The organism is Streptomyces sp. NBC_00016, from assembly GCF_045040885.1.
GTDB lineage: Bacteria > Actinomycetota > Actinomycetes > Streptomycetales > Streptomycetaceae > Streptomyces > Streptomyces coriariae.
This window is the reverse complement of record NZ_CP108304.1, coordinates 1767348-1789414: the sequence shown is the minus strand read 5'-3', so window position 1 is coordinate 1789414 and position 22067 is coordinate 1767348. Positions and strand designations below refer to the sequence as shown.

At 71.0% G+C, this 22067-nt stretch carries 23 protein-coding genes; 21 read left to right on the top strand and 2 right to left on the bottom strand.

Features of this window, described 5'->3' with window-relative positions; genetic code table 11:
• The first annotated feature begins 11 nt into the window (after nucleotides 1-11).
• The 7 genes from OG933_RS08005 to OG933_RS07975 all read left to right on the top strand — a co-directional run bounded on the left by OG933_RS08005 (nucleotide 12) and on the right by OG933_RS07975 (nucleotide 6819).
• Complete coding sequence (locus OG933_RS08005) at nucleotides 12-662, top strand: GntR family transcriptional regulator (RefSeq protein ID WP_020127395.1); 651 nt, start codon at nucleotides 12-14, stop codon at nucleotides 660-662.
• A gap of 49 nt (nucleotides 663-711) precedes the next feature.
• A complete protein-coding gene (locus tag OG933_RS08000) occupies nucleotides 712-1464 on the top strand; it encodes a PIG-L deacetylase family protein (protein ID WP_362266120.1) in 753 nt (250 codons plus the stop codon).
• Entirely contained in the window at nucleotides 1461-2165 is a 705-nt protein-coding gene (locus tag OG933_RS07995; RefSeq protein WP_362518861.1) for a 4-carboxy-4-hydroxy-2-oxoadipate aldolase/oxaloacetate decarboxylase, read from the top strand. The genes OG933_RS08000 and OG933_RS07995 overlap by 4 nt, the downstream gene beginning before the upstream one ends.
• Nucleotides 2162-3274, top strand: coding sequence for a 4-oxalomesaconate tautomerase (locus OG933_RS07990; RefSeq protein WP_362518863.1), 1113 nt, complete (start codon nucleotides 2162-2164; stop codon nucleotides 3272-3274). Before OG933_RS07995 ends, OG933_RS07990 begins: the two co-directional genes overlap by 4 nt.
• Entirely contained in the window at nucleotides 3271-4221 is a 951-nt protein-coding gene (locus tag OG933_RS07985) for a catechol 2,3-dioxygenase (RefSeq protein ID WP_405626199.1), read from the top strand. The genes OG933_RS07990 and OG933_RS07985 overlap by 4 nt, the downstream gene beginning before the upstream one ends.
• Before the next feature lie 193 nt (nucleotides 4222-4414).
• Nucleotides 4415-5740 (top strand): aromatic acid/H+ symport family MFS transporter, encoded by a 1326-nt coding sequence (locus OG933_RS07980; protein ID WP_362518868.1) that lies wholly within the window; start codon nucleotides 4415-4417, stop codon nucleotides 5738-5740.
• A gap of 290 nt (nucleotides 5741-6030) precedes the next feature.
• Complete coding sequence (locus OG933_RS07975) at nucleotides 6031-6819, top strand: alpha/beta fold hydrolase (RefSeq protein WP_405626196.1); 789 nt, start codon at nucleotides 6031-6033, stop codon at nucleotides 6817-6819.
• A gap of 15 nt (nucleotides 6820-6834) precedes the next feature.
• Here OG933_RS07975 and OG933_RS07970 read toward each other — a convergent pair whose 3' ends face one another.
• Entirely contained in the window at nucleotides 6835-7248 is a 414-nt protein-coding gene (locus OG933_RS07970) for a cupin domain-containing protein (protein ID WP_362518873.1), read from the bottom strand.
• Nucleotides 7249-7451: 203 nt separating this feature from the next.
• Here OG933_RS07970 and OG933_RS07965 point away from each other — a divergent pair, with 203 nt between their 5' ends.
• The 12 genes from OG933_RS07965 to OG933_RS07910 all read left to right on the top strand — a co-directional run bounded on the left by OG933_RS07965 (nucleotide 7452) and on the right by OG933_RS07910 (nucleotide 18530).
• Nucleotides 7452-8009 carry a carboxymuconolactone decarboxylase family protein gene (locus OG933_RS07965; protein ID WP_362520049.1) on the top strand — a complete coding sequence of 186 codons (558 nt, stop codon included), beginning with the start codon at nucleotides 7452-7454 and terminating at the stop codon, nucleotides 8007-8009.
• Entirely contained in the window at nucleotides 8006-9493 is a 1488-nt protein-coding gene (locus OG933_RS07960) for a sugar ABC transporter ATP-binding protein (protein ID WP_362518876.1), read from the top strand. Before OG933_RS07965 ends, OG933_RS07960 begins: the two co-directional genes overlap by 4 nt.
• Nucleotides 9494-9522: 29 nt before the next feature.
• Nucleotides 9523-10512 carry an ABC transporter permease gene (locus OG933_RS07955; RefSeq protein ID WP_362518878.1) on the top strand — a complete coding sequence of 330 codons (990 nt, stop codon included), beginning with the start codon at nucleotides 9523-9525 and terminating at the stop codon, nucleotides 10510-10512.
• A 41-nt stretch (nucleotides 10513-10553) separates the two neighbouring features.
• Nucleotides 10554-11507: a sugar ABC transporter substrate-binding protein gene (locus OG933_RS07950; protein WP_405626193.1), complete on the top strand. Its 954-nt coding sequence runs from the start codon at nucleotides 10554-10556 to the stop codon at nucleotides 11505-11507.
• A gap of 102 nt (nucleotides 11508-11609) precedes the next feature.
• On the top strand, nucleotides 11610-12518 hold the full coding sequence (locus OG933_RS07945; RefSeq protein WP_267023357.1) for a LysR family transcriptional regulator: 909 nt from the start codon (nucleotides 11610-11612) through the stop codon (nucleotides 12516-12518).
• 108 nt (nucleotides 12519-12626) lie between these two features.
• Nucleotides 12627-13547, top strand: coding sequence for a VOC family protein (locus OG933_RS07940; protein ID WP_405626190.1), 921 nt, complete (start codon nucleotides 12627-12629; stop codon nucleotides 13545-13547).
• A gap of 46 nt (nucleotides 13548-13593) precedes the next feature.
• A complete protein-coding gene (locus OG933_RS07935) occupies nucleotides 13594-15042 on the top strand; it encodes an NAD-dependent succinate-semialdehyde dehydrogenase (protein WP_405626187.1) in 1449 nt (482 codons plus the stop codon).
• Nucleotides 15039-15845: a fumarylacetoacetate hydrolase family protein gene (locus OG933_RS07930; RefSeq protein ID WP_405626184.1), complete on the top strand. Its 807-nt coding sequence runs from the start codon at nucleotides 15039-15041 to the stop codon at nucleotides 15843-15845. Before OG933_RS07935 ends, OG933_RS07930 begins: the two co-directional genes overlap by 4 nt.
• Nucleotides 15842-16213 (top strand): VOC family protein, encoded by a 372-nt coding sequence (locus OG933_RS07925; protein ID WP_362266144.1) that lies wholly within the window; start codon nucleotides 15842-15844, stop codon nucleotides 16211-16213. Before OG933_RS07930 ends, OG933_RS07925 begins: the two co-directional genes overlap by 4 nt.
• Nucleotides 16214-16239: 26 nt before the next feature.
• Entirely contained in the window at nucleotides 16240-17025 is a 786-nt protein-coding gene (locus OG933_RS07920) for an alpha/beta fold hydrolase (RefSeq protein ID WP_405626182.1), read from the top strand.
• Nucleotides 17022-17498, top strand: a complete 477-nt coding sequence (locus OG933_RS07915; RefSeq protein WP_020127413.1) for a heme-binding protein — start codon at nucleotides 17022-17024, stop codon at nucleotides 17496-17498. The genes OG933_RS07920 and OG933_RS07915 overlap by 4 nt, the downstream gene beginning before the upstream one ends.
• A 3-nt stretch (nucleotides 17499-17501) precedes the next feature.
• Complete coding sequence (locus tag OG933_RS07910; RefSeq protein ID WP_362518899.1) at nucleotides 17502-18530, top strand: methionine synthase II (cobalamin-independent)-like protein; 1029 nt, start codon at nucleotides 17502-17504, stop codon at nucleotides 18528-18530.
• Nucleotides 18531-18595: 65 nt separating this feature from the next.
• On the opposite strand, the gene OG933_RS07905 is transcribed toward OG933_RS07910, so the two are convergent.
• Entirely contained in the window at nucleotides 18596-18883 is a 288-nt protein-coding gene (locus tag OG933_RS07905) for a putative quinol monooxygenase (protein ID WP_362518901.1), read from the bottom strand.
• Nucleotides 18884-19073: 190 nt separating this feature from the next.
• On the opposite strand from OG933_RS07905, the gene OG933_RS07900 reads away from it, so the two are divergent.
• Entirely contained in the window at nucleotides 19074-20522 is a 1449-nt protein-coding gene (locus OG933_RS07900; RefSeq protein ID WP_405626178.1) for an aldehyde dehydrogenase family protein, read from the top strand.
• A 37-nt stretch (nucleotides 20523-20559) separates the two neighbouring features.
• Nucleotides 20560-21771 (top strand): L-2-hydroxyglutarate oxidase, encoded by a 1212-nt coding sequence (lhgO, locus tag OG933_RS07895; RefSeq protein WP_405626175.1) that lies wholly within the window; start codon nucleotides 20560-20562, stop codon nucleotides 21769-21771.
• The last annotated feature ends 296 nt before the right edge of the window (nucleotides 21772-22067 follow it).

Sequence of the window (22067 nt, the reverse complement as noted above, 5' to 3'; positions counted from 1 at the left end):
GGAGGGCAACCATGCCGAAAGAAGCCCGTCCGAGCACCGGGGAGCAGGCCAAACAGCATGCGCTCGCGCAGCTGCGGCAGGCGATCCTGCACGGCGAGATGGCACCGGCCCAGCGGCTGGTGGAGAACGAGCTCGCCGAGCAGTTCGGTGTGACGCGGGCCAGCATCCGCGCGGCGCTCATCGATCTGGAGTCCCAGGGGCTCGTCGAACGGATCCGCAACCGCGGCTCGCGGGTGCGGGTGGTGACCGTGGACGAAGCGGTCGCCATCACCGAGTGCCGCATGGTTCTCGAAGGGCTCTGTGCTTCGAAGGCGGCCGTCGCGGCCAGCGACGACCAGTTGATCGAACTGACCGACCTCGGCACGGCCATGACCAAGGCCGTCGCCGACGGCGAGCCGGTCACCTACTCCGACCTGAACCACGAACTGCACGTCCGCATCCGGGAGTTCTCCGGCCAGCAGACCGCGCAGGAGCTGCTGGAGCGGCTCAACGCCCAACTGGTGCGCCACCGCTTCCAGTTGGCGCTGAGGCCGGGGAGGCCGCAGCAATCCCTGAACGAGCACCTGACCATGATCGAAGCGATCCGGGCCAGGGACCCCCAGGCGGCCGAGACGGCCGTCCGCGCCCACCTCACCAGCGTGATCGAGGCGCTGCGCGACTGATCACGGCTGCGCGGGGCGGGCGCCCACCTGTCACCAAGGAGATCTGAGAATGACCCAGGCCAACGCGCCCGCCAGCCCACCACGATCGACCCTCGTCGTCACCGCGCACGCCGGCGACTTCGTGTGGCGGGCGGGCGGTGCCATCGCCCTGGCCGCCTCCCGCGGGGAGAAGGTCACCATCGCGTGCCTGACCTTCGGCGAGCGCGGTGAGTCCGCCAAGGCGTGGCGCGAGGGCAGGAAACTCGACGAGATCAAGGCGATACGCCGGGACGAGGCCGAGCGCGCCGCCGCCACCCTGGGCGCCGAGGTCCGCTTCTTCGACGCCGGCGACTACCCGCTGGTGGCCACCGCCGAGCTGACCGACCGGCTCGTCGCCGTCTACCGGGACACCCAGCCGGACGTCGTGCTGACCCACCCCACCGAGGACCCGTACAACGGCGACCACCCGGCCGCCAACCGCATGGCGCTGGAGGCCAGGGTCCTCGCCCAGGCCATCGGCTACCCGGGCGAGGGCGAGATCATCGGCGCGCCGCCGGTCTTCTACTTCGAGCCGCACCAGCCGGAGATGAGCGGTTTCCGGCCCGAGGTGCTGCTCGACATCACCGAGGTGTGGGACACCAAGCGCAAGGCCATGGAGTGCCTCGGCGCCCAGCAGCACCTGTGGGACTACTACACCGACCTCGCCGTGCGCCGGGGCGTCCAGCTCAAGCGCAACGCGGGACCGAACCTGGGCCTGGCGCACAAGACCATGGCCGAGGCGTACATGCGTCCCTACCCGCAGATCGCCAAGGAGCTGTCATGAGCGGCGTGATCGTCACCGATCCGCCGAAGGCGGAGCTGAAGGACGTCGACGCGCTGGCCGGCTTCGGCGTGGCCACGGTCGGCGAGGCGTTGGGCCGTACCGGCCTGCTGGGTCCGGAGATCCGCCCCATCCAGCAGGGCGTACGGGTCGCCGGCACCGCCGTGACCGTGCTCAGCTGGCCCGGCGACAACCTCATGATCCACGCGGCCGTCGAGCAGTGCGGCGAGGGCGACATCCTGGTCGTCACCACCACCTCCCCGTCCACCGACGGCATGTTCGGCGAGCTCTTCGCGACCGCGCTCCAGCGGCGCGGGGTGCGCGGCGTGATCACCAACGCGGGCATCCGCGACACCCAGGAGCTGCGGGACATGGGTTTCGCGGCCTGGTCGCGGGCCGTCTCCTCGCAGGGCACCGTGAAGGCCACCGGCGGCTCGGTCAACGTACCGATCGCGATCGACGGCCAGGTGATCCGTCCGGGCGACGTGATCCTCGCCGACGACGACGGTGTGGTGGTCGTCCCGCGCGAGCGTGCCCGCGCCACCGTGGCGGCGTCCGAGGCCCGCGAGGCCAAGGAGGCCCGCTCCCGTGCCGCCTTCCTCGACGGCGAACTCGGCCTGGACCGCTACGGGTTGAGGGAGACCCTGAAGCGGCTCGGCGTCGAGTACAAGACGTACGACGCGTACACGGGGGAGTCGTCGTGACCTCCGTGCCCGAGGAGCTGCCCTGCCTGCTGATGCGGGGCGGCACCTCCAAGGGCGCGTACTTCCTCGCCGACGATCTCCCCGCCGAACCGGCCCTGCGCGACGAGCTGTTGCTGCGTGTCATGGGCAGTCCGGACGCCCGCCAGATCGACGGCCTGGGCGGCGCGCACCCGCTCACCAGCAAGGTGGCCGTGGTGTCGCCGTCGGCCGACCCGCACGCCGACGTCGACTACCTCTTCCTCCAGATCGCCGTGGACCGGCCGGAGGTGAGCGACCGTCAGAACTGCGGCAACATCCTCGCCGGTGTCGGCCCGTTCGCCGTGGAGCGCGGGCTCGTCGCCGCGGGGGAGGAGGAGACCGCCGTCCGTATCCGCATGGTGAACTCCGACGACTACGCGACGGCGACCTTCCCGACGCCGGGCGGTCGCGTGGACTACACCGGCGCCGCCGAGATCTCCGGGGTGCCGGGGACGGCCGCGCCCGTGGTGATCGAGTTCCCGCCGGGCAACGGCACGCTGCTGCCCACCGGCAACGTCCGCGACGAGATCGACGGTGTGGCGGTGACCTGCGTGGACAACGGGATGCCGACGGTGCTCATCGAGGCCACCTCCGTCAAGGTCACCGGCTACGAGCTGCCCAGGGATCTCGAGGAGGACGTCGCGCTCGCCGACCGCCTGCGGACGATCCGTCTGGCGGCGGGCCGGCTGATGGGCCTCGGCGACGTCTCGGACACCACCGTGCCCAAGCTCACGCTGCTCGCCGCGCCCCGCGGCGACGGCGCGGTCACCACCCGTACCTTCATTCCTGTGCGCTGCCACCCCTCGATCGGGGTGCTCGGCGCGGCCAGCGTCGCGGCCGGCCTGCGGATCGAAGGCAGCGTGGGGGCGGAGCTGGCGAGGATCGACGTCGAAAGTGACCGAATTCGCATAGAACATCCCACGGGATTCCTGGATATCGAAAGTAGCCTCGGGTCAACCCCCGACGGTCTGCCCCGCGCCCGCCGCACCGCCGTGGTACGCACGGCCCGAAAGATCTTCGACGGCACCGTCTTCCCCAGGTCCGCCGAGACGGCCCCCCTCTCTCCCCGCTCCCTTGGAGGTCAACGATGACTCCGCCGCTCGGCGACATCGCCCACATCGGCCATGCCCAGCTCTTCACCCCGGACCTGGACGCCAGCGTCGGTTTCTTCACGGACTACCTGGGGCTCACCGTCAACGGGCAGGACGGCGACACGGTCTACTTGCGGACCTTCGACGACTACGAGCACCACAGCCTGGTGCTCACCGCCCGCGAACAGCCCGGCCTCGGCCGGCTGGCCCTGCGCACCTCCAGCGAGGAGGCCCTGCAGCGCCGGGTCGCGGCCGTCGAGGCGGCGGGCGGCACCGGCCACTGGGTCGAGGACGAGCCCGGCCTCGGCAAGCTGTACGTCACCACCGACCCCGACGGCCACGAGCACGCCCTGTACTGGGAGAGCGAGCACTACCGGGCCCCCGACGAGCTGAAGCCGGCCCTGAAGAACCAGCCGCAGGCCAAGCCCAACCGGGGTGTGGGCGTACGGCGCCTGGACCACATCAACTTCCTCGCCGCCGACGTGCTCGCCAACTCCGAGTTCCAGCAGAACCTGCTGGGCGCCCGCCCCACCGAGCAGATCAGGCTCGACACGGGGAAGATCGCGGCGCGCTGGCTGACGTTCACGAACAAGTCGTACGACGTCGTCTACACCTCGGACTGGACCGGCAGTTCCGGGCGGCTGCACCACATCGCGTTCGCGACGGACACCCGTGAGGACATCCTGCGCGCCGCCGATCTCGCGATCGACTCGAGCGTGTTCATCGAGACGGGCCCGCACAAGCACGCCATCCAGCAGACGTTCTTCCTGTACGTCTACGAGCCCGGCGGCAACCGCATCGAGCTGTGCAACCCGCTCACGCGCCTCGTCCTGGCCCCCGACTGGCCGCTGATCACCTGGACCGAGGAAGAGCGCAAGAAGGGGCAGGCCTGGGGTCTGCGGACGATCGAGTCGTTCCACACGCACGGCACACCGCCCGTGAGCTGAGTCTGTTCTTCGGGTGCGCAGGGCGTCGGACCAGCGGATCGACTGATTGTCGATGAGATTGTTGACAAAAGTGTTGACTCTCTTCGGGCTGATCCTTAGCGTCTTGCGCACACCGGGTCAGCCGCACGAGCCGCGCCGGCCCTCTTCACTCGTCCCCTCCAGGGCACGTCTCCTGGACGAGAGGAAAACAACGATGTCCTCCTCCCCCGCGCTGTCCGCCCGCGGCAGCAGACTGGCCCTCCTGGTCGTCGGTCTGTGCTGGCTGGCCGTGCTCTTCGACGGCCTCGACATGTTCATCTACGGCTCGGTGCTGCCGCACCTGCTGGAGACGAAGACCTTCGGCCTCACCCCGGACACGGCCGGCGACCTCGGCAGCTACGCCACCTTCGGCATGCTGATCGGCGCCCTGACGGCGGGCACCGTCGCCGACCGGATCGGGCGCAAGAAGCTGATGGTCGGCTGCGTGATCCTCTTCTCGCTCGCCTCCGGCGTGTGCGCGATGGCGGGCAGCGTCGAGGTCTTCGGCCTCGGCCGGACCCTGGCGGGCGTCGGCCTCGGCGGCCTGCTGCCCACCGCGATCAGCATGGTCTCCGACTACGCCCCGCGCGGCCGCGGCGCCATCATCATCGGCCTGCTGATGACCGCCCACCACGCCGGCGGCATCCTCTCCGCCTACGTCGCCAAGTGGCTCATCGACCCGGTCGGCTGGCGCGCCGCGTTCTGGGTGTGCGTGCTCCCCCTGCTCTTCGCCCCGGTGCTCGCCAAGCTGCTGCCCGAGTCGCTGAGCTTCCTCGTCGCCAAGGGCCGCGCCGACGAGGCCCGCGAGCTGGCCACCCGCTACGACGTCGAGCTGCCCGCCGACAAGTCCGGCAAGCAGGGCGCGACCGACCGCTGGAACGCGCTGAAGGACCTGTTCCGCGGCGGCGAGTGGACCCAGACCCTGCTGTACTGGCTGGCCTCCTTCGGCGGTCTCCTCCTCGTCTACGGCGTCGCCACCTGGCTGCCCACCCTGATGCGCGCCGAGGGCTACGAGCTGGGCTCGGCCCTGTCCTTCGTGGTCGTCTTCAACCTCGGCGGCATCGTGGGCATGCTGGTCGCCGGGCGCGCCGCCGACCGGTTCGGTGCCCCGCGCATCTCCGCGGTCTGGTTCGCGCTGACCGCCGCCGGCGTGTTCCTGCTCAGCGTCCACATGCCGATGAGCGTGACGATGATCGTCGTCTTCTTCACCGGCGTCTTCCTCAACAGCGCCCAGACGATGATCTACGCGACGGTCTCCATCCGCTCCCACGCGGACAACCGGGCCACGGCCGTCGGCTGGACCTCCGGCATGGGCCGCTTCGGCGCCGTCTTCGGCCCGTGGCTGGGCGGCCAGCTGCTCGCCTCGAACCAGGGCGACTGGGGCTTCACCGCGTTCGCGATCGCCGGCCTGTCGTCCATGGTCTTCATCGGCATCGCCGCGCTGCGCAGCTCGAAGCAGGCTCCGAGCGGGGCCGACCAGGAGCTGGTGGGCGCCCACTGAGCGAGCGCACCGGCGCACGGCTGTCACCGGGGGCAAGGACGGATGCCGGCCACCGCACGAGGTGCGGGGGCCGGCGTCCGCCGTGTCCGGCGCCCGCCCTGCCGGGGCCGGGGAGTTCGTCGGCCGCGGGCGGGTGGGGGCTGGTCGCGCGGTTCCCCGCGCCCCTGGGGGGTGTGGTCGCCTGTGCTGCCGGGTGCGGGTGGGTCGGTGGTGGGGCTTGCTGTCGCTCGGGCCGGCCGGTGCTGTTCGCCCCGGGTGCGGCGAGGCCCGTCCGGCCGCACGCTCGAGGTATGGGTGAGCGCTGGGAGGTCCGCCGGGCGGGCGCCACGAACGCCCCGCACCGGGTGCTGATGATTCCGGGCGGGCTGTGCACGACCGAGTTCTACGCGGACGTCATGGCCGAGCCGGCGGTGGCCGGGCTGGGCATGGTCGCGGCGACCCAGCCGGGCTTCGGCCGCACCGAGGCGCCCGAGGACGTGTCCATGGAGCACTATGCCCGGCTGATGGCCGACTTCGCCGCCGACGCCGGCTGCGACGCGGTCGTCGGGCACAGCCTCGGCGCGAACGTGGCACTGGAGATGGCCGCGCAGGGACTGTTCGACGGCCCGCTGGTGCTGCTGTCGCCCACCTTCTCGCGGAGCGACGAGGCGAGGTTCCTGACCGTGCTGAACGCCCTGGGCCGGGTGCCCGGGGTCGGTGCCGCGGCCTGGAAGGCCATGATCACGCTGCTGCCGCGGTCCGTGAAACGCGAAATGCCGCCGCACCGCGCCGAAGCGCTGGCGGCGGTCATGGGCGGCAACGATCCGGCGGCCTGTCGCCGGATCGTCCGGGGCTACTACGCGTACCTGGACCGGTATCCGTCGCTGGTCCCGAGGCTGTGCGGGTCCGGGGTACCCGCCTGGGTGGTGCGCGGCGACCGCGACGGGATCGGCCTGACGGCCGACGAGCGGCAGGGCCTCGAGGCCTGTCCGCGCGTGCGCATGGTCACCGTGCGCGACGCCGGGCACCTTCTCCTCGTCGAACAGCCGGCCGTGGTGGCCACGGTCATCGCGGAGGCGGCCACGGCGTCGGTGCGCTGACGGGGCGGCCCGTGCTCAGTCGTCGGAGCCCATCTGGTCTTCTGCCGACAGGTGTTCCACCGTCCGGCCGGTCTCGGTGAACGTGCGCGTCACATGGCCCGAGGAGTACACCCACAGGATCCGCAGCGGGCGGTCGCCGATGTTGCGGAACAGGTGGGGGATCGGCGACGGCACGTACGTGGTGTCGAACCGCTCCAGCTTCGTCACCTCGCCGTCCACCCACACCTCCGCCTCGCCCTCGAGGATCGTCACGTGCTCGTCGCAGTTGTGCGAGTGCAGCGGGGCCCCGGAACCGACGGGGTAGACGCTCATCCCGCTGGTGATCCGGTTCTCTCCGTTCGCCGACACGGTGGTGACGAGCGGTGTCGTCACGACCGCGCCGCCGCGGTCGAGCAGCGGGACGGACGCGGCCTTGATGATGGTGGTCATGTCGGACGACGTTAGGTCGCCGCCCGGCGAATGGGGGGCCTCCGGCGTGCAGTTTTACGTTGCGCTCCGAGGTGGGTGAGCTTCTCGGACACGGCTGTACCTTCACCTGGCACCGCACGGATTCACGACCCGTGCCCGTAATGCGCCGGAAAGAAAAGGCAGGTATCGGCCGGATGAGGCTCCCCGTTCTCGACGAAGAGGAAATGGATGCGCGGCAGCAGGAGCTGGCCGCGCGGATCGCCGGCCGCCGTGGCGCGGTGCGCGGTCCCTTCCGGGTCTGGCTGCACAGCCCGGAGATGTGCGAACGGGCCGAGTCGCTCGGCGCGTTCGCCCGCTTCGACTGCTCGCTGCCCAAGCACCTGCGCGAGTTGACCCTGCTGATGGCCGCCCGCAACTGGGACGCCCAGTACTCCTGGAACGCCCATGTGCACCAGGCCGTCGAGGCCGGCATCCCGGAGGCCGCCGTGAAGGCGATCGCCGAGAAGCGCGAGGCGGTCTTCGACAACGAGGCCGACCAGGCCTTCTACCGGTTCTGCCGGGAGATCCTCGACGATCACTTCGTCACCGACGCCACCTTCGCGGCGGCACTGGAGCACTTCGGCTCCAAGGGCCTGGTGGACACCATCGGCGCGCTCGGCAACTTCACCATGCTCGGCATGTGCCTGAACACCTTCCAGGTGGACCTGCAGGCCGACAAGGAGCCCCCCTTCCCGGACATCCGCGGCTACGGACGTGTGGCCCCCGAGGGCGACCGGCCGTGACCGCCGTACTGCGCGCCCGGGGCGTCACCAAGAGCTTCGGCGGGGCGGCCGCGCTGAAAGGCGTCGACCTCGACCTGTACCCCGGCGAGGTGCACGCCCTGATGGGCATGAACGGCGCCGGCAAGTCGACCCTCGTGCAGGTGCTGTCCGGCGTCCACCAGGCCGACGCCGGCACGATCGAGGTCGACGGGCAGGAGCAGCACGGGCTGAGTGTGCGCAGGGCGCGCAGGCTGGGCATCTCCTCGGTGCCGCAGCGCCGCGAGCTGGCGATGGGCCTGAGCGTCGCCGAGAACATCCTGCTCGGCGACCTGCCCACGCGGGGGCGCGCCGTGCGGTGGAAGGCGGTCCGGGAGGAGGCCCGCACGGCCCTCGCCGCCCTGGGCATCGCCATCGACGTGGAGCGGGCCGCCGGTTCGCTCACCGTCGCCGAGCAGACCATGGTGGAGGTGGCCCGCGAGGTGCGGCGCGGTGGCCGCGTGCTGATCCTGGACGAGCCGACCGCGTGTCTGAGCGCCAAGGACGCCCACCGGATCCGCGCCCTGGTGCGCACCCTGCGCGACGAGGGTGTCGCCGTCGTCTACATCTCGCACTACATCGACGAGGTCATGGCCGTCGCCGACCGCCTCACGGTGCTGCGGGACGGGGCCGTCGTGACGAGCGCGCCCGCCGCCGAGCTGGACGACGCGGGACTGGTGCGCGCCATGGTCGGCCGGGACGTCGTCTCCACCCGCCCCGAACGCCCCACGCCGAAGGACGAAGTCGGCCTGTCCGTACGGGGGTTGACTCAAGGGCGGGCCATCCGGGACTTCACCGTCGAGGTGCGCAGGGGCGAGATCGTCGCCGTCCTCGGGCCCGCCGGGGACGCCCAGTCCCGGCTGTTCGACCTGCTGTCCGGACGGCAGCGCCCGGAGAGCGGCGATCTGCGCGTCGACGGCCGGGCCGTGCCCCTCGGCCGGGTCCCGGCCTCGCTCGCCAGCGGTCTGCGCTGTGTCACCGGCGACCGCCGCTCGCTGGGCCTGGTCCCGGGCATGTCGCTGGACGAGAACCTGATGCTCGCCGACGACCGGTTCGCGCGCCGCCGACTGCACCGGCGCGGTCAACTGGCCCGCCGGGCAGCCCCGTTGCGCCACAGCTACGGAGTCAGAGCCTTGGCCGGGAACCCGCCGGTCAGCGCGCTGTCGGGCGGCAACCAGCAGAAGGTGCTGCTGGGCAAGTGGCTGGAGACCTCTCCGGCCGCGTGCTTCCTGGAGGACCCCACCAACGGCGTGGACATCGCGGCCATGGCCGACATCCACACCCTCCTCGACGACCTCGCCTCCCGGGGAGTGGCCGTACTGCTCGCCTCCTCCTCCGCCGAGGAGGTCATGCGGCTCGCCGACCGGGTCGTCGTCGTGAGCGCCGGCCGCACGGTCGCCGAACACGACATCACCGCCATCACCCGCGACGAACTCGTCGCCACGGCCCTCGGAGGACAACCGCAGTGAGCGTCAAGACACTTACCGATGCCCCTGGCGTGTCCGACCCGCCCGAGGCGCCCAAGTCCCGTCTCTCCCTGGGCAGGGTGCGCGATCTGCCGCACGCCGGTCTGATCGCCGTACTCGTCCTCGTCGTGGTGTTCACCGCCGCGCAGAGCGAGACCTTCGCCACCGACCGCAACATCGTCAACATCCTCAGCCAGGTCAGCGTCAACGCCGTACTCGCCGCGGGGCTCACCCTGTTGATGACCGCGGGCGGCATGGACTTCTCCATGGGCAGCAACGTCGCCGTCACGGCCGCCGTGTCGGCGAAACTGCTCGCCGACGGCCAGCCCACCGGCTACGCCGTCGTCGTCGCGCTGCTGCTCGGTACCGCCATCGGACTCGTCAACGGGCTGGTGGTGACCTTCACCAACGTGGCGCCGTTCGTCGTGACGCTGGCCTCGGCCACCCTGCTCGACGGCGTCGCGCTCCTGGTCCACGACGGCTCCACCATCTCCATCGGCACCCGGATGTTCGCCCTCGGCAACGACAAGGTGCTCGGGGTGCCGTATCTGCTGATCGTCGCCGTCCTGGTGCTGATCGTGACGGCGCTCGTCATGCGGTTCACGGTGTTCGGCCGGGACGCCTTCGCCATCGGCGGCAACGAGCACGTGGCCCGCCTCAGCGGCATCAACGTCACCGCCCGCAAGCTCACCCTGTACGGCCTCACCGGCACCCTCTCCGGACTCGCCGGCCTGATGCTGCTGTCCCGCCTCGGCTCCTCCAGCCCCGGCGGCACCGCCGGCCTCTCGCTCCAGCTGGCCGTGGTCGCCGCGGTGGTCATCGGCGGCACCTCGCTGGCCGGCGGACACGGCACCGTCATCGGCACCGCTCTCGGCCTGGTGCTGCTCGGCGTGGTGGCCAACGCACTGAACCTCCTGGACTTCTCCAGCAACTACCAGCCGGTCTCCGTCGGCGCCGTGCTGCTCGTCGCGGCCATCGCCAACGAGATGCACAAGGCCCGCTCGGGCTCGGCGCGTCACTGACCTTCCCGCTCGTTCATGCCTCGTCCTGAAAGGCGTTTCCCATGAGACTCTCCGCCCGTTCGCGCAGGGCACTGTTCGCCACCGTCACCGGCTCCACCCTGGTGCTGACCGGCTGCGGCAACGGCGACAGCGGCAGTGGCAGTACCGACAGCGTCTCCCTCGGCTTCGTCAACGGTGGCGACACCAACTTCCACAGCTGTCTGCAGAAAGCCGTCGAGGGCCAGGCGAAGACCGCGGGAGCGAAGGTCTACACGGCCAACTCCCACCAGAACGCCGGGACCGAGCTGTCCAACATCGAGGACATGATCTCCCGCAACGTGAGCGCGCTGATCGTGCAGACGGTCAACGTCGACGCGCTCAAGGGCGACATCGCCAAGGCGAAGGCCTCGGGCATACCGATCTATCTGACCTCGGTGTCCACCGGCGACGCCGACGACATCCTCGGCGCGGCCGTCGTCGACCTCAAGAAGGTCGGCAGCCTCGACGCGGGCTGGATCGCCCAGGACGCCGGCACGAAGCCGGTCCAGGTCGGCATCGTGGCCGGTGCCCCGGGCGCGGCCTCGGACCTGCTGGTGGGCGGTTTCAAGGGCGCTCTTCCGGCCACGGCGAAAGTCGTCGCCAACCAGCCGGGCATGTTCAATCCCGCGAAGGCCCAGGACGTGGCGGAGAACATGATCCAGGCCAACCCCGACCTGGACTACGCGTTCGTCGCCAACGAGGAGATGGCCTTCGCCGTGCGCAAGGCGTTCGACGCCGCCGGTGCGAAGGACGTCAAGATCGTCACCGTGAACGGGACCGACGAGGGCCTGACCGCCGTCAAGAACGGCGAGTTCTCGGCCACCGTCGCGAACTCGGCGAAGACGATCGGCGAGACGGCCGTGAAGAACGCCGTCGGGCTCCTTGGCAAGGAAAAGGTTGACAAGATTGCCAACATTCCTCTTCTGTTGGTCACCGAGGACAACCTGAGCGAGGCACCCCAGTACTGCCCGAAGTGAGGGCCCCACCGGGAAGCGGTGCCTGCCGGCGCCCGGTTGTCCCGAGCCGCAGGAATGCTCCCGTTCTCGACGCCGCGGGCGGGAGCCGCAATCGGAGGAAACATGGACCGCTTGCTGCTGATGCACAGTTTCGTCACTGTCGCTCAGGCCGGAAGCTTCAACGGAGCCGCCAAGAAACTGGGCTCCTCCGGGTCACTGGTGTCACGGCACGTGGCCGAGCTGGAACGTCAGGTGGGGGTCCGCCTGGTCAATCGCACCGCCCGCTCGGTGAGCCTCACCGAGCCGGGGCTGAGGTACGCGGAATTCGCCGCCCGCATCCTCGAGGAGATCGACGCCCAGGACGCGGCACTCGCCGACTCGCACGACCGGGCCGAAGGCACCCTCAGCATCATCTGTCCGAAATGGATAGGCAGCCTGGACCTGGGTGACGCGATCGCCGCCTTTTCCGCGGCCCATCCGAAGATTCAGGTCCGTTTCGAACTCGGCGGCATGTCCGACCGCACCTACGATTTCCTGGACAGCGGATTCGACGTCGCATTCCATACCCGCGACCTCCGCGATTCCAGCGTCCGTCTGAAGAAGATCTCCTCCCTGCCGTTCGTGCTGTGCGGCTCGGCGGACTACATCGAACGCCAGGGCGGTCTCGCGCATCCCAACGACATCGCGGGCCACGACTGCCTGGTGCACGTCAACGACCCGGTCTGGCGCATCGGCCACGGCCACGCCAGCACCCTGCACAAGATCCGCAACATCGCCTTCTCGTCCAACTCCTACCTGGCCCTCCAGAAGGCCGCCGTGCACGGCCGGGGCATCGCCCTGCTCCCGCAGCGCCCGGCCTACGACGACCTCGTCTCCGGCGCCCTGAAGGTGCTGCTGCCGGAACTCGCCGTACCCGACCGCCCGCTGTACGCCATCTACGGCCCCGGACAGGACACCCCGCGCAAGATCAGCGTGTTCCTGGACTTTCTCTCCGAATGGTTCTCGCAGAACCCGATTCCCGCGATCCGGTAGCCCTGACGGCAGGCGCAACCAAGAGTTGCGCATTTGGTAGAGCCGGGGCCATTGAGGCCCCCGCCACCCAAACCTACGCTCACCAGGCGACCCGGAAACGAGGAATCCATGGGAATCCAGAGAATCGAATCGGTCACCTACGGCATCGACGACCTCGACGAATGCGTCCGGTTCTTCGAAGACTTCGGCCTGTTCCTCGTGGAGCGGACCGAGGAACACGCCGTGCTCGAGACCCGCACCGGGCAGACCCTCCACCTCGACACCGCCCCGAGCCCCCTGCTGCCCCCGCCGGTGGAGGACGGACCCACCCTGCGCGAGGTCGTCTGGGGCGTCGACACCCGGGAGGAGCTCACCCGCCTGGCCGCGGCCGCCGGCCGCCGGCGCGCGGTGCGCGAGAGCGCCGACGGCGTCTTCCACACCGTCGACCTCAGCGGCTTCGGCGTGGGCCTCACCCTCGCCCGGCCGAGGCCGGTCACCGTCGCCGCCCGTCCCGCCAACGCGACGGGCAGCGTCCACCGCTGGAACACCGCACTGGAGCCGCTCACGCGCGCGTACCCGCTGCGCATGTGCCATGTGGCGCTGAACATCGCCAAGGCGGGCAAGGACGAGGCCGTCGCCTTCTACACCGACGTCCTCGGCTTCCGGCCGACCGACATCGTGGAGCCGATGGGCGTCTTCATGCAGGCCCCGGGCGACGACGACCAGCACACCATGCTGCTGTGCCACCGCCCGGACCGGACCGGCGTCAACCACATCGCCTACGAGGTGCCCGGCTTCGATGACGTCGTCGAAGGCGGCAACCACATGATCGAGAAGGGCTGGCGGGAGGCCCGCCGGCTCGGCCGCCACACCGTCGGCTCGAACGTCTTCCGCTTCCTGCACGCCCCGTGCGGGGGCCGCGTCGAGTACGCCGCCGACATGGACCGCGTCGACGACACCTACGAGACCCGCGTCCACGAGACCACCCCGCCGCATCACATCTGGGCGCTGCGCACGAACCGCGACCAGGACGCCACCACCGCCTCCTGAGCCGCTTCAGCCTCATCGACTCTCCAGCCTGAGAGGGCACCCACCCATGACCACCGACCACGGCTACCCCGCCGTCCGCCTCCACATCGCGGGCGAGTGGTGCCAGGGCGGCACCGGACGTACCGCCCCGATCGTGAACCCGGCCACCGAGGAGGTGATCGGGGACGTACCCCTGGCCGACCCCGCCGACCTGGACCGCGCGCTCGAAGCCGCCGCGGCCGGCTTCAAGGTGTGGCGCGCGACGCCCGTGGCCGAGCGCACCGACATCCTGCACGCCGCAGCCGGCCTGCTCACCGAGCGCGCCGCCGAGGTCGGGCGGATCATGACCCTGGAGCAGGGCAAGCCGCTCGCGGAGGCGACCGGCGAGGCCCGCCGGGTGGCCGGCACCCTGCGCTGGCACGCCGACGACGCCCGCCGCGCCTACGGCCGGATCATCCCGGCCGAGCCCGGCACGGTACTGACCGTCCGCCGTGAGCCGATCGGCCCGGTCGCCGCCTTCGTGCCGTGGAACTTCCCGGCGGGCGGCCCGATGCGCAAGATCTCCGCCGCGCTCGCCGCCGGCTGCTCGATCGTCATCAAGGCCTCCGAGGAGACCCCGGCGACCGCCATGGAACTGGTGCGCTGCTTCACCGACGCGGGGCTCCCGGCCGGCGTGCTGAACCTCGTCTTCGGTGAGCCCGCCGAGGTCTCCGCCCACCTGATCGCCTCCCCGCTGGTCCGGCTGGTCGCCTTCACCGGCTCGGTGCCGGTCGGAAAGCTGCTGGCCGCGCAGGCCGGCCAGGTCATGAAGCCGTCGCTGATGGAACTCGGCGGCCATGCCCCGGTGATCGTCTGCGCGGACGCCGACCCGGTGGCGGCCGCCCGCAAGGCCGCCCGGGCGAAGTTCGTCAACGCCGGCCAGGTCTGCACCTCGCCGAGCCGCTTCCTCGTCCACGAGAGTGTCGTGGCGGAGTTCACCGCCGAGTTCGTGAAGGCCGCCGAGGCGGTGGTCGTCGGTGACGGTCTCGAGCCCGGCACCACCATGGGCCCGCTGGCCAACGAACGCCGACTGACGTCCCTGGAGCGGCTCACCGCCGACGCCGTCGCGCGCGGCGCCAAGGTCCTCACCGGCGGCGAGCGGCCCGACCGGCCCGGATACTTCTTCGCGCCGACCGTCCTGACCGACGTACCCGAGGACGCGGAACTGCTGCACGAGGAGCCGTTCGGGCCGATCGCGCCGATCGTGCCGTTCAGCGACCTCGACGAGGCCCTCGCCGTCGCGAACGCGCTGCCGTACGGCCTCGCCGCCTACGGCTTCACCGACTCCGCCGCGACCGCGGAGAAGCTGTCCGCCGAGCTGGAGGCCGGGATCCTCTCCCTCAACCACTGCGGCGGCTCCGTCCACGAGGCGCCCTCCGGCGGCGTCAAGGACAGCGGATACGGCCGGGAGGGCGGGCCCGAGGCACTGGACGCCTACCTGGTCACCAAGCGCGTCTCCCACCAGCTGGCGCCATGAGGTACGCGCGACTCTCGGTCGACGGACGGGCGCAGTGGGGCCGGGTGGGGGAGACGGACGTCGAGCTGCTGTCCGGCTCCCCCCTGGAAGACGACGCCGGCCGGCCGGATCCCGAAGTCGTCGGGACCGTCCCGCGCGACACGGCCGACTGGCTGCCGCCCGTCGTCCCGCCCGTGTTCTACGCGGTCGGACTGAACTACCCCCGGCACATCGAGCACGCGGCCCGGCTCGGCAATCCGGCCGCCGTCCTGCCGGACCGCCCGGAGGCCGGCTACCGCGCCAACAACGCGCTCACCGGGCACCGTTCACCGATCGTGAAGCCCGCGGAGGTCGAGGGGCGGTTCGAGGCCGAGCCCGAACTCGTCGCCGTCATCGGCCGCACGATCCGGCACGCGACGTACGACGAGGCCCGTGCCGCCGTCTTCGGCTGGACCATCGGCAACGACGTCAGCGCCCGCACCTGGCAGCACCAGGACCGCACCTTCTGGCGCAGCAAGAACAGCGACACCTTCAAGCCGATGGGGCCGTGGATCGAGACCGACGTCGACGCCCTGGCACAGACGACCACCCTGCGGGTCGACGGTGTGGAGCGGGCCTCGTTCCCCACCGGCGACATGGTCTTCGACCCCTTCGACTTCATCGTCGAGATCACCCGGCACATCACCATGCGGCCCGGGGACGTGCTGTGGATGGGCGCCGAGTCGACCTGCGGGATCGAGCCCGGGGACACCGTGGAGGTCGAGATCAGCGGCATCGGTGTGCTGTCCAACCCCGTTCACCTCGAAGGGAACCATCAGTCATGAGCGCGGAACCCCGCTACATCCACCACGTCAACTTCCCCACCACCGACTCCGACCGCACCGCCGAGTGGTACACGAAGGTCTTCGGCATGAAGCGGATCATGCCCAAGTCCAACACCCGGGTCGTCCTCATGACCCGCGGCAACTTCGACCTCCACTTCACCCCCGTCGAGGAGATGGAGCGCATGGCGCCCTATCACTTCGCCGTCGAGGTCGACGACTGGGACGACTTCCTCGCCCACCTCGACGAGCTGGGCATCCGGCACACCCGGACCATCGAGCGCCCCGAGAACCAGTCGAAGTTCTGCTACATCCACGACCCCGACCACACCATGATCGAGCTCGTCCACCACGCCAAGCGCCGCGACTGAGCGCCCCCGCTGAGGAGTTACATCCCATGCCTCTCGCCGACTCCGACGGCACCTCCCTCTACTACGAGCGCCACGGCAGCGGTCCGGCGATCCTGTTCGTGCACGGCAGCGGCGGCCACCACGCCGCCTGGTGGCAGCAGGTCGCCGCGCTGCGCGACGAGTTCACCGTCGTCACCGTCGACCTGCGCGGCTTCGGCAAGTCGGACTCGTCCATGCCCGAGTTCGACGGCCAGGACTTCCCCGGTGACGTCGTCGCCGTCCTCGACCAGGAGGACCTGACCGACGTCATGCTGGTCGGCCAGTCCATCGGCTCCGTCGCCGCCCTGCGCGCCGGCCTGCTGCGCCCCGAACGCGTCTCCTGCGTCGTCCTCGGCCACTCGCTCGGCGGCATCAGCCACCCGGAGCTCAAGGAGCTGGCCGCCGCCGACCGCGCCGAGGCGGTCAAACTCCCGGTCATCGACCGGCTGTTGACCAAGTCCTTCCAGCGGGACCGTGCCGACCTCACCTTCCTGTTCCAGCAGATGGGCACCTTCAACGTCGCCAGGATGCAGGACCTGCGCAACCTCGACACCAACGGCCCCTCCCTGGAGGAGATCGAGGCCTCGGGCGTCAAGGTCGCCTTCCTCGCGGGCGAGAAGGACGCCGTGCTGAGCGTCAAGACCGTGACCCGCGCCCACGAACTGCTCGCCGGATCGCACCTGGAGATCGTCCCGGGCGCCCCGCACTCCATGTACTGGGAGACGCCCCAGGCCTACAACGAGGCCGTGGCCCGTCTGCGCCGCACCCTCACCGCACCGAAGGAAGCCGTATGAGCAGCCTGACCCTGGCCGCCGCCGAGGAGATCATCGAGGCCGCCACGCAGCGGGCCCGGGCCGTGGGCAAGGCGGTGAGCGTCGCCGTCGTGGACGCCGGCGGCTTCCCCATCGCCATCCGCCGCCCGGACGGGGCCCGCCCCCTCACCCCGGACATCGCCCGCGCCAAGGCGTACACCGCGGCCGTCATGCAGCGGCCCGGCACGATGCTGAAGAAGTGGCAGGAGAGCCAGCCCGTCTTCTTCGCCCAGCTCTCCCAACTGCCGGGCGCGGCCATGCCGATCATGGCCGCCGAGGGCAGCGTCACCATCAAGAAGGACGGCGAGATCATCGGCGGCCTCGGTATCGCCGGCGGCACCGCGGACGAGGACCAGACCATCGCCGACGAGGTGCTCGCCTCCCTCGGCTACGAGCTGGAGTTCGCCGCCTGGGGCGTCGCGGGCGGCCCGGCCGGGCCCGGAAAGGACGCGTGACCCATGGCGGACACGTTCAACTACCGCATCGACCACCACGGCAGCCTGGTCCGTCCCGCCGAGCTGGTCGCCGCCCGCGCGGCCGGTGACCCGCAGGCACGGGCGGCCGCCGAACGCAGGGCGGTCGAGGAAGCGGTCGTCTTCCAGCGCCGGCTCCGCTCCACCGTCGTCACCGACGGCGACTTCCCCCGCGAGGACTTCCGCGGCGCCGTCCTCGACGCCGTGACCGGTTTCCGCCGTACCGACGAGGTCGGTGCGGACGGACTGGCGGGCTGGGTCGCCGAGTCCCTGCCCAAGGCGAACGGCCCGCTGCTCGCCGACACGGCCGACCGGCTCACCGCGCTGACGGTGATCGCGCCGAAGGTGTCGCTGCCCTCCCCGGCCTACCTCGCCGCGACCACCTACCGCCCCGGCCTCGGGGTGTCCTCCGCACGCGAACTGGGCGAGGCCCTCGCGGAGATCATCCAGGCCGAGATCGAACTGCTGGTGGCGAAGGGCGTACGCCTGATCCAGCTCAACAACCCGCTCCTGCTGGGTCAGTTGGCGACGGACCCGGCCGACCCGGGCGCGCTGTCCTTCGAGGACACCCTCGCCGTCGAGGCCCTCGCCGTACGCCTGGAGACGCGCCCCGAGGGCGTACGGATCGGGGTCGCCCCCGGCTTCGCCGCCCCCGGGTCCGTGGACCGGGCGCGCGCCGAGCGGCTGTACGGCGCCGTACCGGCCGACCGCTGGATCCTGCCCTTCGACCAGGGCACCGACGCCGAGCTGGACCTCGTCCGGGCGCTGCCGGAGGACCGGGACGTCTGCCTGGGCGTGGTCGACGCGACCGTGCCCGCACTCGAGGACATCGACACGGTGATGGCCCGCATCGACGCCGCCGGTGAGTTCAAGGACCTCGAGGACGCGGCGGTGTCGCCGTCCCGGGGCTTCGCCGACGTGGCGAGCCGGCCGCTGCTGACCACGGAGGAGCAGCGCAGGAAGCTCGTGCTGGTGGAGACGGTCGCCCGCTACGTGTGGGGCAACGAGTTCTGACAGCGGCGGACAAGGGCCGGGCAACTCAAGGGAGTTGCCCGGCCCGGGTCGTACAGCGCCTCGCCCTACAGTGCCTCGGCGAAGGTGACCGTCCGGTCCGTCAGCAGCGGCCACACGGTGGCCACGATCAGCTTCTGGAAGTGCTCGGCCGCCTTGTGCGCCTCGAACCCGGCCCGGTCGGCGTACCGCTCGTACAACAGGAATCCGCCGGGCTGCCCCTCGACCGCGTGCACCTCGTACCCCTCGTTCGCCGGCTCGGCACGGGTGTGCTCGCGCACCTGGAGGAGCGCGGCGCGCACGGCGCTCTCGTCGGCGGGGGCGCAGCGGTAGTGGGCGACGACGGCGTAGGGCATGTCCGGTTCTCCTCGGTGGGTCGGCGGAGACCGCTGTCAGGCCTCCGGCCTGCCGATTCCAGCATGGATCGGACCCGCGACCACCCGCGCGCGGCGCAATCAATGCCTGCTGCCACAGAGGTGGCGGCACCGCCCTGACGTGGTGTGTTGTCACAGTCCGCACCCTGGCCGACAAAGGAAGTGACCCGAGATGCGTACCCTGGAAACCCTCGTGGGCGGGGAGTGGGTGGCGAGCGCCGAATGGATCGACGTCCTCGACCCCGCCGACGTCCGTACCCCCGTCGCCCGCGTTCCGGCCCTCACGGCCAAGGACGTCACCCGTGCCTTCGACCACGCCGAGCGCGGGTTCGCGCTCTGGAAGCGCACCAGCCCCTTCGAGCGGGCCAGGATCTTCACCGACGCGGCCCGGCTGATCCGCGAACGGGTCGAGGAGATCGCCGCCGACGTGACGGCGGAGAACGGCAAGACCCTGACCGAGGCGACCGGCGAGACCCTCAAGTCCGCCGACTTCCTGGAGTACTACGCCGGTCTCGCCCGCCAGGGCTACGGCACCCTCCTGCACGACGTGCGGCCGAACCACCGCACGCACACCCAGCGCGAGCCGATCGGCGTGATCCTGGTGATCAGCCCCTGGAACGACCCGCTGATCACGCCCGCCCGCAAGCTCGCCCCGCTGCTCGCGACCGGCAACGCGGCCGTGTTCAAGCCGGCCACCGAGACCCCGGTCTCCGGCCTGCACTTCGCCCGCGCCCTGCACGACGCAGGCCTGCCCGCGGGCGTGCTGAACGTGGTGACCGGCCGGACCGCCGAGATCGAGGAGGCTCTCCTCGACGACCCGCGGATCGTCGGCATCACCTTCACCGGCTCCAACGCCGTCGGAAACCGCATCCGTCGCCGTCTCGCCGACCGCAACGTGCGTTTCCAGGGCGAGCTGGGCGGCAAGAATGCCTCGGTGGTGCTGAAGGACGCCGATCTGCCCGCCGCCGCGAAGGCCGTCGTGGCGGCTTCGTTCGGGCAGGCGGGCCAGCGCTGCACCGCCACCAGCCGGGTCGTGGTGGAGCGGCCGGTGTACGAGGAGTTCACCCGGCTGCTGGTCGCCGAGGTCGAGGAGCTGAAGGTCGGCCAGGGCACCGACCCGGCGACCACCCTGTGCCCGCTGTCCAGCCCCAGGCAGCGCGACAGCGTCCTCGCCGACCTGGCCGGTGCGGTCGAGCAGGGCGCCACCGTCCTCACCGGCGGCCACGCGGACACCGAGGGCGAGCGGGCCCACGGCTGCTACGTGCAGCCGACCGTGCTCGGGGACGTCACCCCGGAGACGGCGATCTGGCGCGAGGAGGTCTTCGGGCCGGTCCTCGTCCTGCGCGCGGTCGACTGCTTCGACGCGGCCGTCGAGGCGGTCAACGACTCCGGCTTCGGCCTCGCCGCCGCCGTCTTCACCCGCGACCTGGCCTGCGCCCACCGCTTCGCCGACGAGGCCGAGTGCGGACAGGTCGCGGTCAATTCCACCACCACCGGCTGGGACGTCCACCTGCCCTTCGGCGGGTTCCACGACTCGGGCACGGCCTACAAGGAGCAGGGAGAGGAAGTCCTGCGCTTCTCCACGCGGGTCAAGACGGTCGCCGTGCACTTCGGCGGCTGACGATCGTGAGCAGCGACTACAGAGAGAGGAGGTGCCGATGGCTGACGAGACGATCGGCATCGTCGGCGCCGGGATCGTGGGTCTGGCCACGGCCCGCGAGATCGCCCTGAGCAGGCCCGGCACCCGGGTCGTGGTCTTCGAGAAGGAGCGGGAGGTCGCGCTCCACCAGACCGGCCACAACTCGGGCGTCGTGCACGCCGGCATCTACTACACGCCCGGCAGTCTCAAGGCCGAGCTGACGGTACGGGGAGTGGCCCTGCTCCGCGCGTACTGCGAGGACCGCGAGCTGCCGTACCGCGAGATCGGCAAACTGGTCGTGGCGGTCCGCGAGGACGAGCTCGGCCGGATGAACGCCCTGTACGACCGGGCCAGGAACAACCATGTGCCCGAGCTGCGGAAGGTCTCCCGCGAGGAGATCCGGGAGATCGAGCCGAACGCCGGCGGTGTCGCGGCCCTGTACTCCCCGCGCACCGCGATCACCGACTACCCGGCGATCGCCCGTGCCTTCGCCGAGGACGTGGCCGGCTCCGGGGGACAGGTGCGGACGGGCTTCCCGGTCACCTCCCTCACCGAGGTGCCCGGCGGCATCGAGGTGGCCTCCGGACCGCGGCGCGAGCGGGTGGACCGGCTGATCCTGTGCGCGGGCCTGCACTCCGACACCGTGGCCGGTCTCGCGAAGGACCGGCGGGAGCCGCGGATCGTCCCGTTCCGGGGCGAGTACATGCTGCTCAGGCCGGAGAAGACGGACCTGGTGCGGGGCCTGATCTACCCGGTGCCGGACCCCCGTTACCCGTTCCTCGGCGTCCACTTCACGCCCCGCGTCGACGGCTCGGTGGAGGTCGGCCCCAACGCGGTCCTGGCCCTGGCCAGGGAGGGGTACTCCCGCACCCGGATCTCCCCGAGGGACCTGCTCGGCCTCGCCGCCTACCCCGGCGTCTGGAAGATGGCGGCCCAGCACTGGCGCACCGGCGTCAAGGAGTACCGCGGGTCGTTCTCGGCGGCGTCCTTCATGAAGGACGCCAAGCTGTACGTTCCCGCGGTCGCCGTCCAGGACGTCGTACGCGGCGGCGCGGGTGTGCGCGCCCAGGCCCTGGACCGGGACGGCACCCTCGTGGACGACTTCCGCATCCATCGGGTGGGCCGGGTCACCGCCGTCCGCAACGCGCCCTCGCCGGCCGCGACGGCCTCCATGGCGATCGCCGAGCACATCGTCGAAGCCGCTTTCGACCGCGCTTCCGGCAGCAGCTGAGAAACAGGCCGCCGAAGCAGGCCGAGGAGCAGGCCGCCGACGCAGGCTGAGAAACAGGCGCCGGCGCAGGCTGAGAAACAGGCCGAGAAACCGGTTCCGCAACAGGCCGCTGACGCAGGCCGGGAAGCAGGCCGGGAAACCGGTTGCGCAACAGGCCGCTGACGCAGGCCGGGAAGCAGGCCGGGAAACCGGTTGCGCAACAGGCCGCCGCACCAGGCGGAGAAACCTGTTGCGCAACCGGCCGTGAAGCCTGCTGCGCAACCGGCCGTGAAGCCTGCTGCGCAACCGGTGGCGAA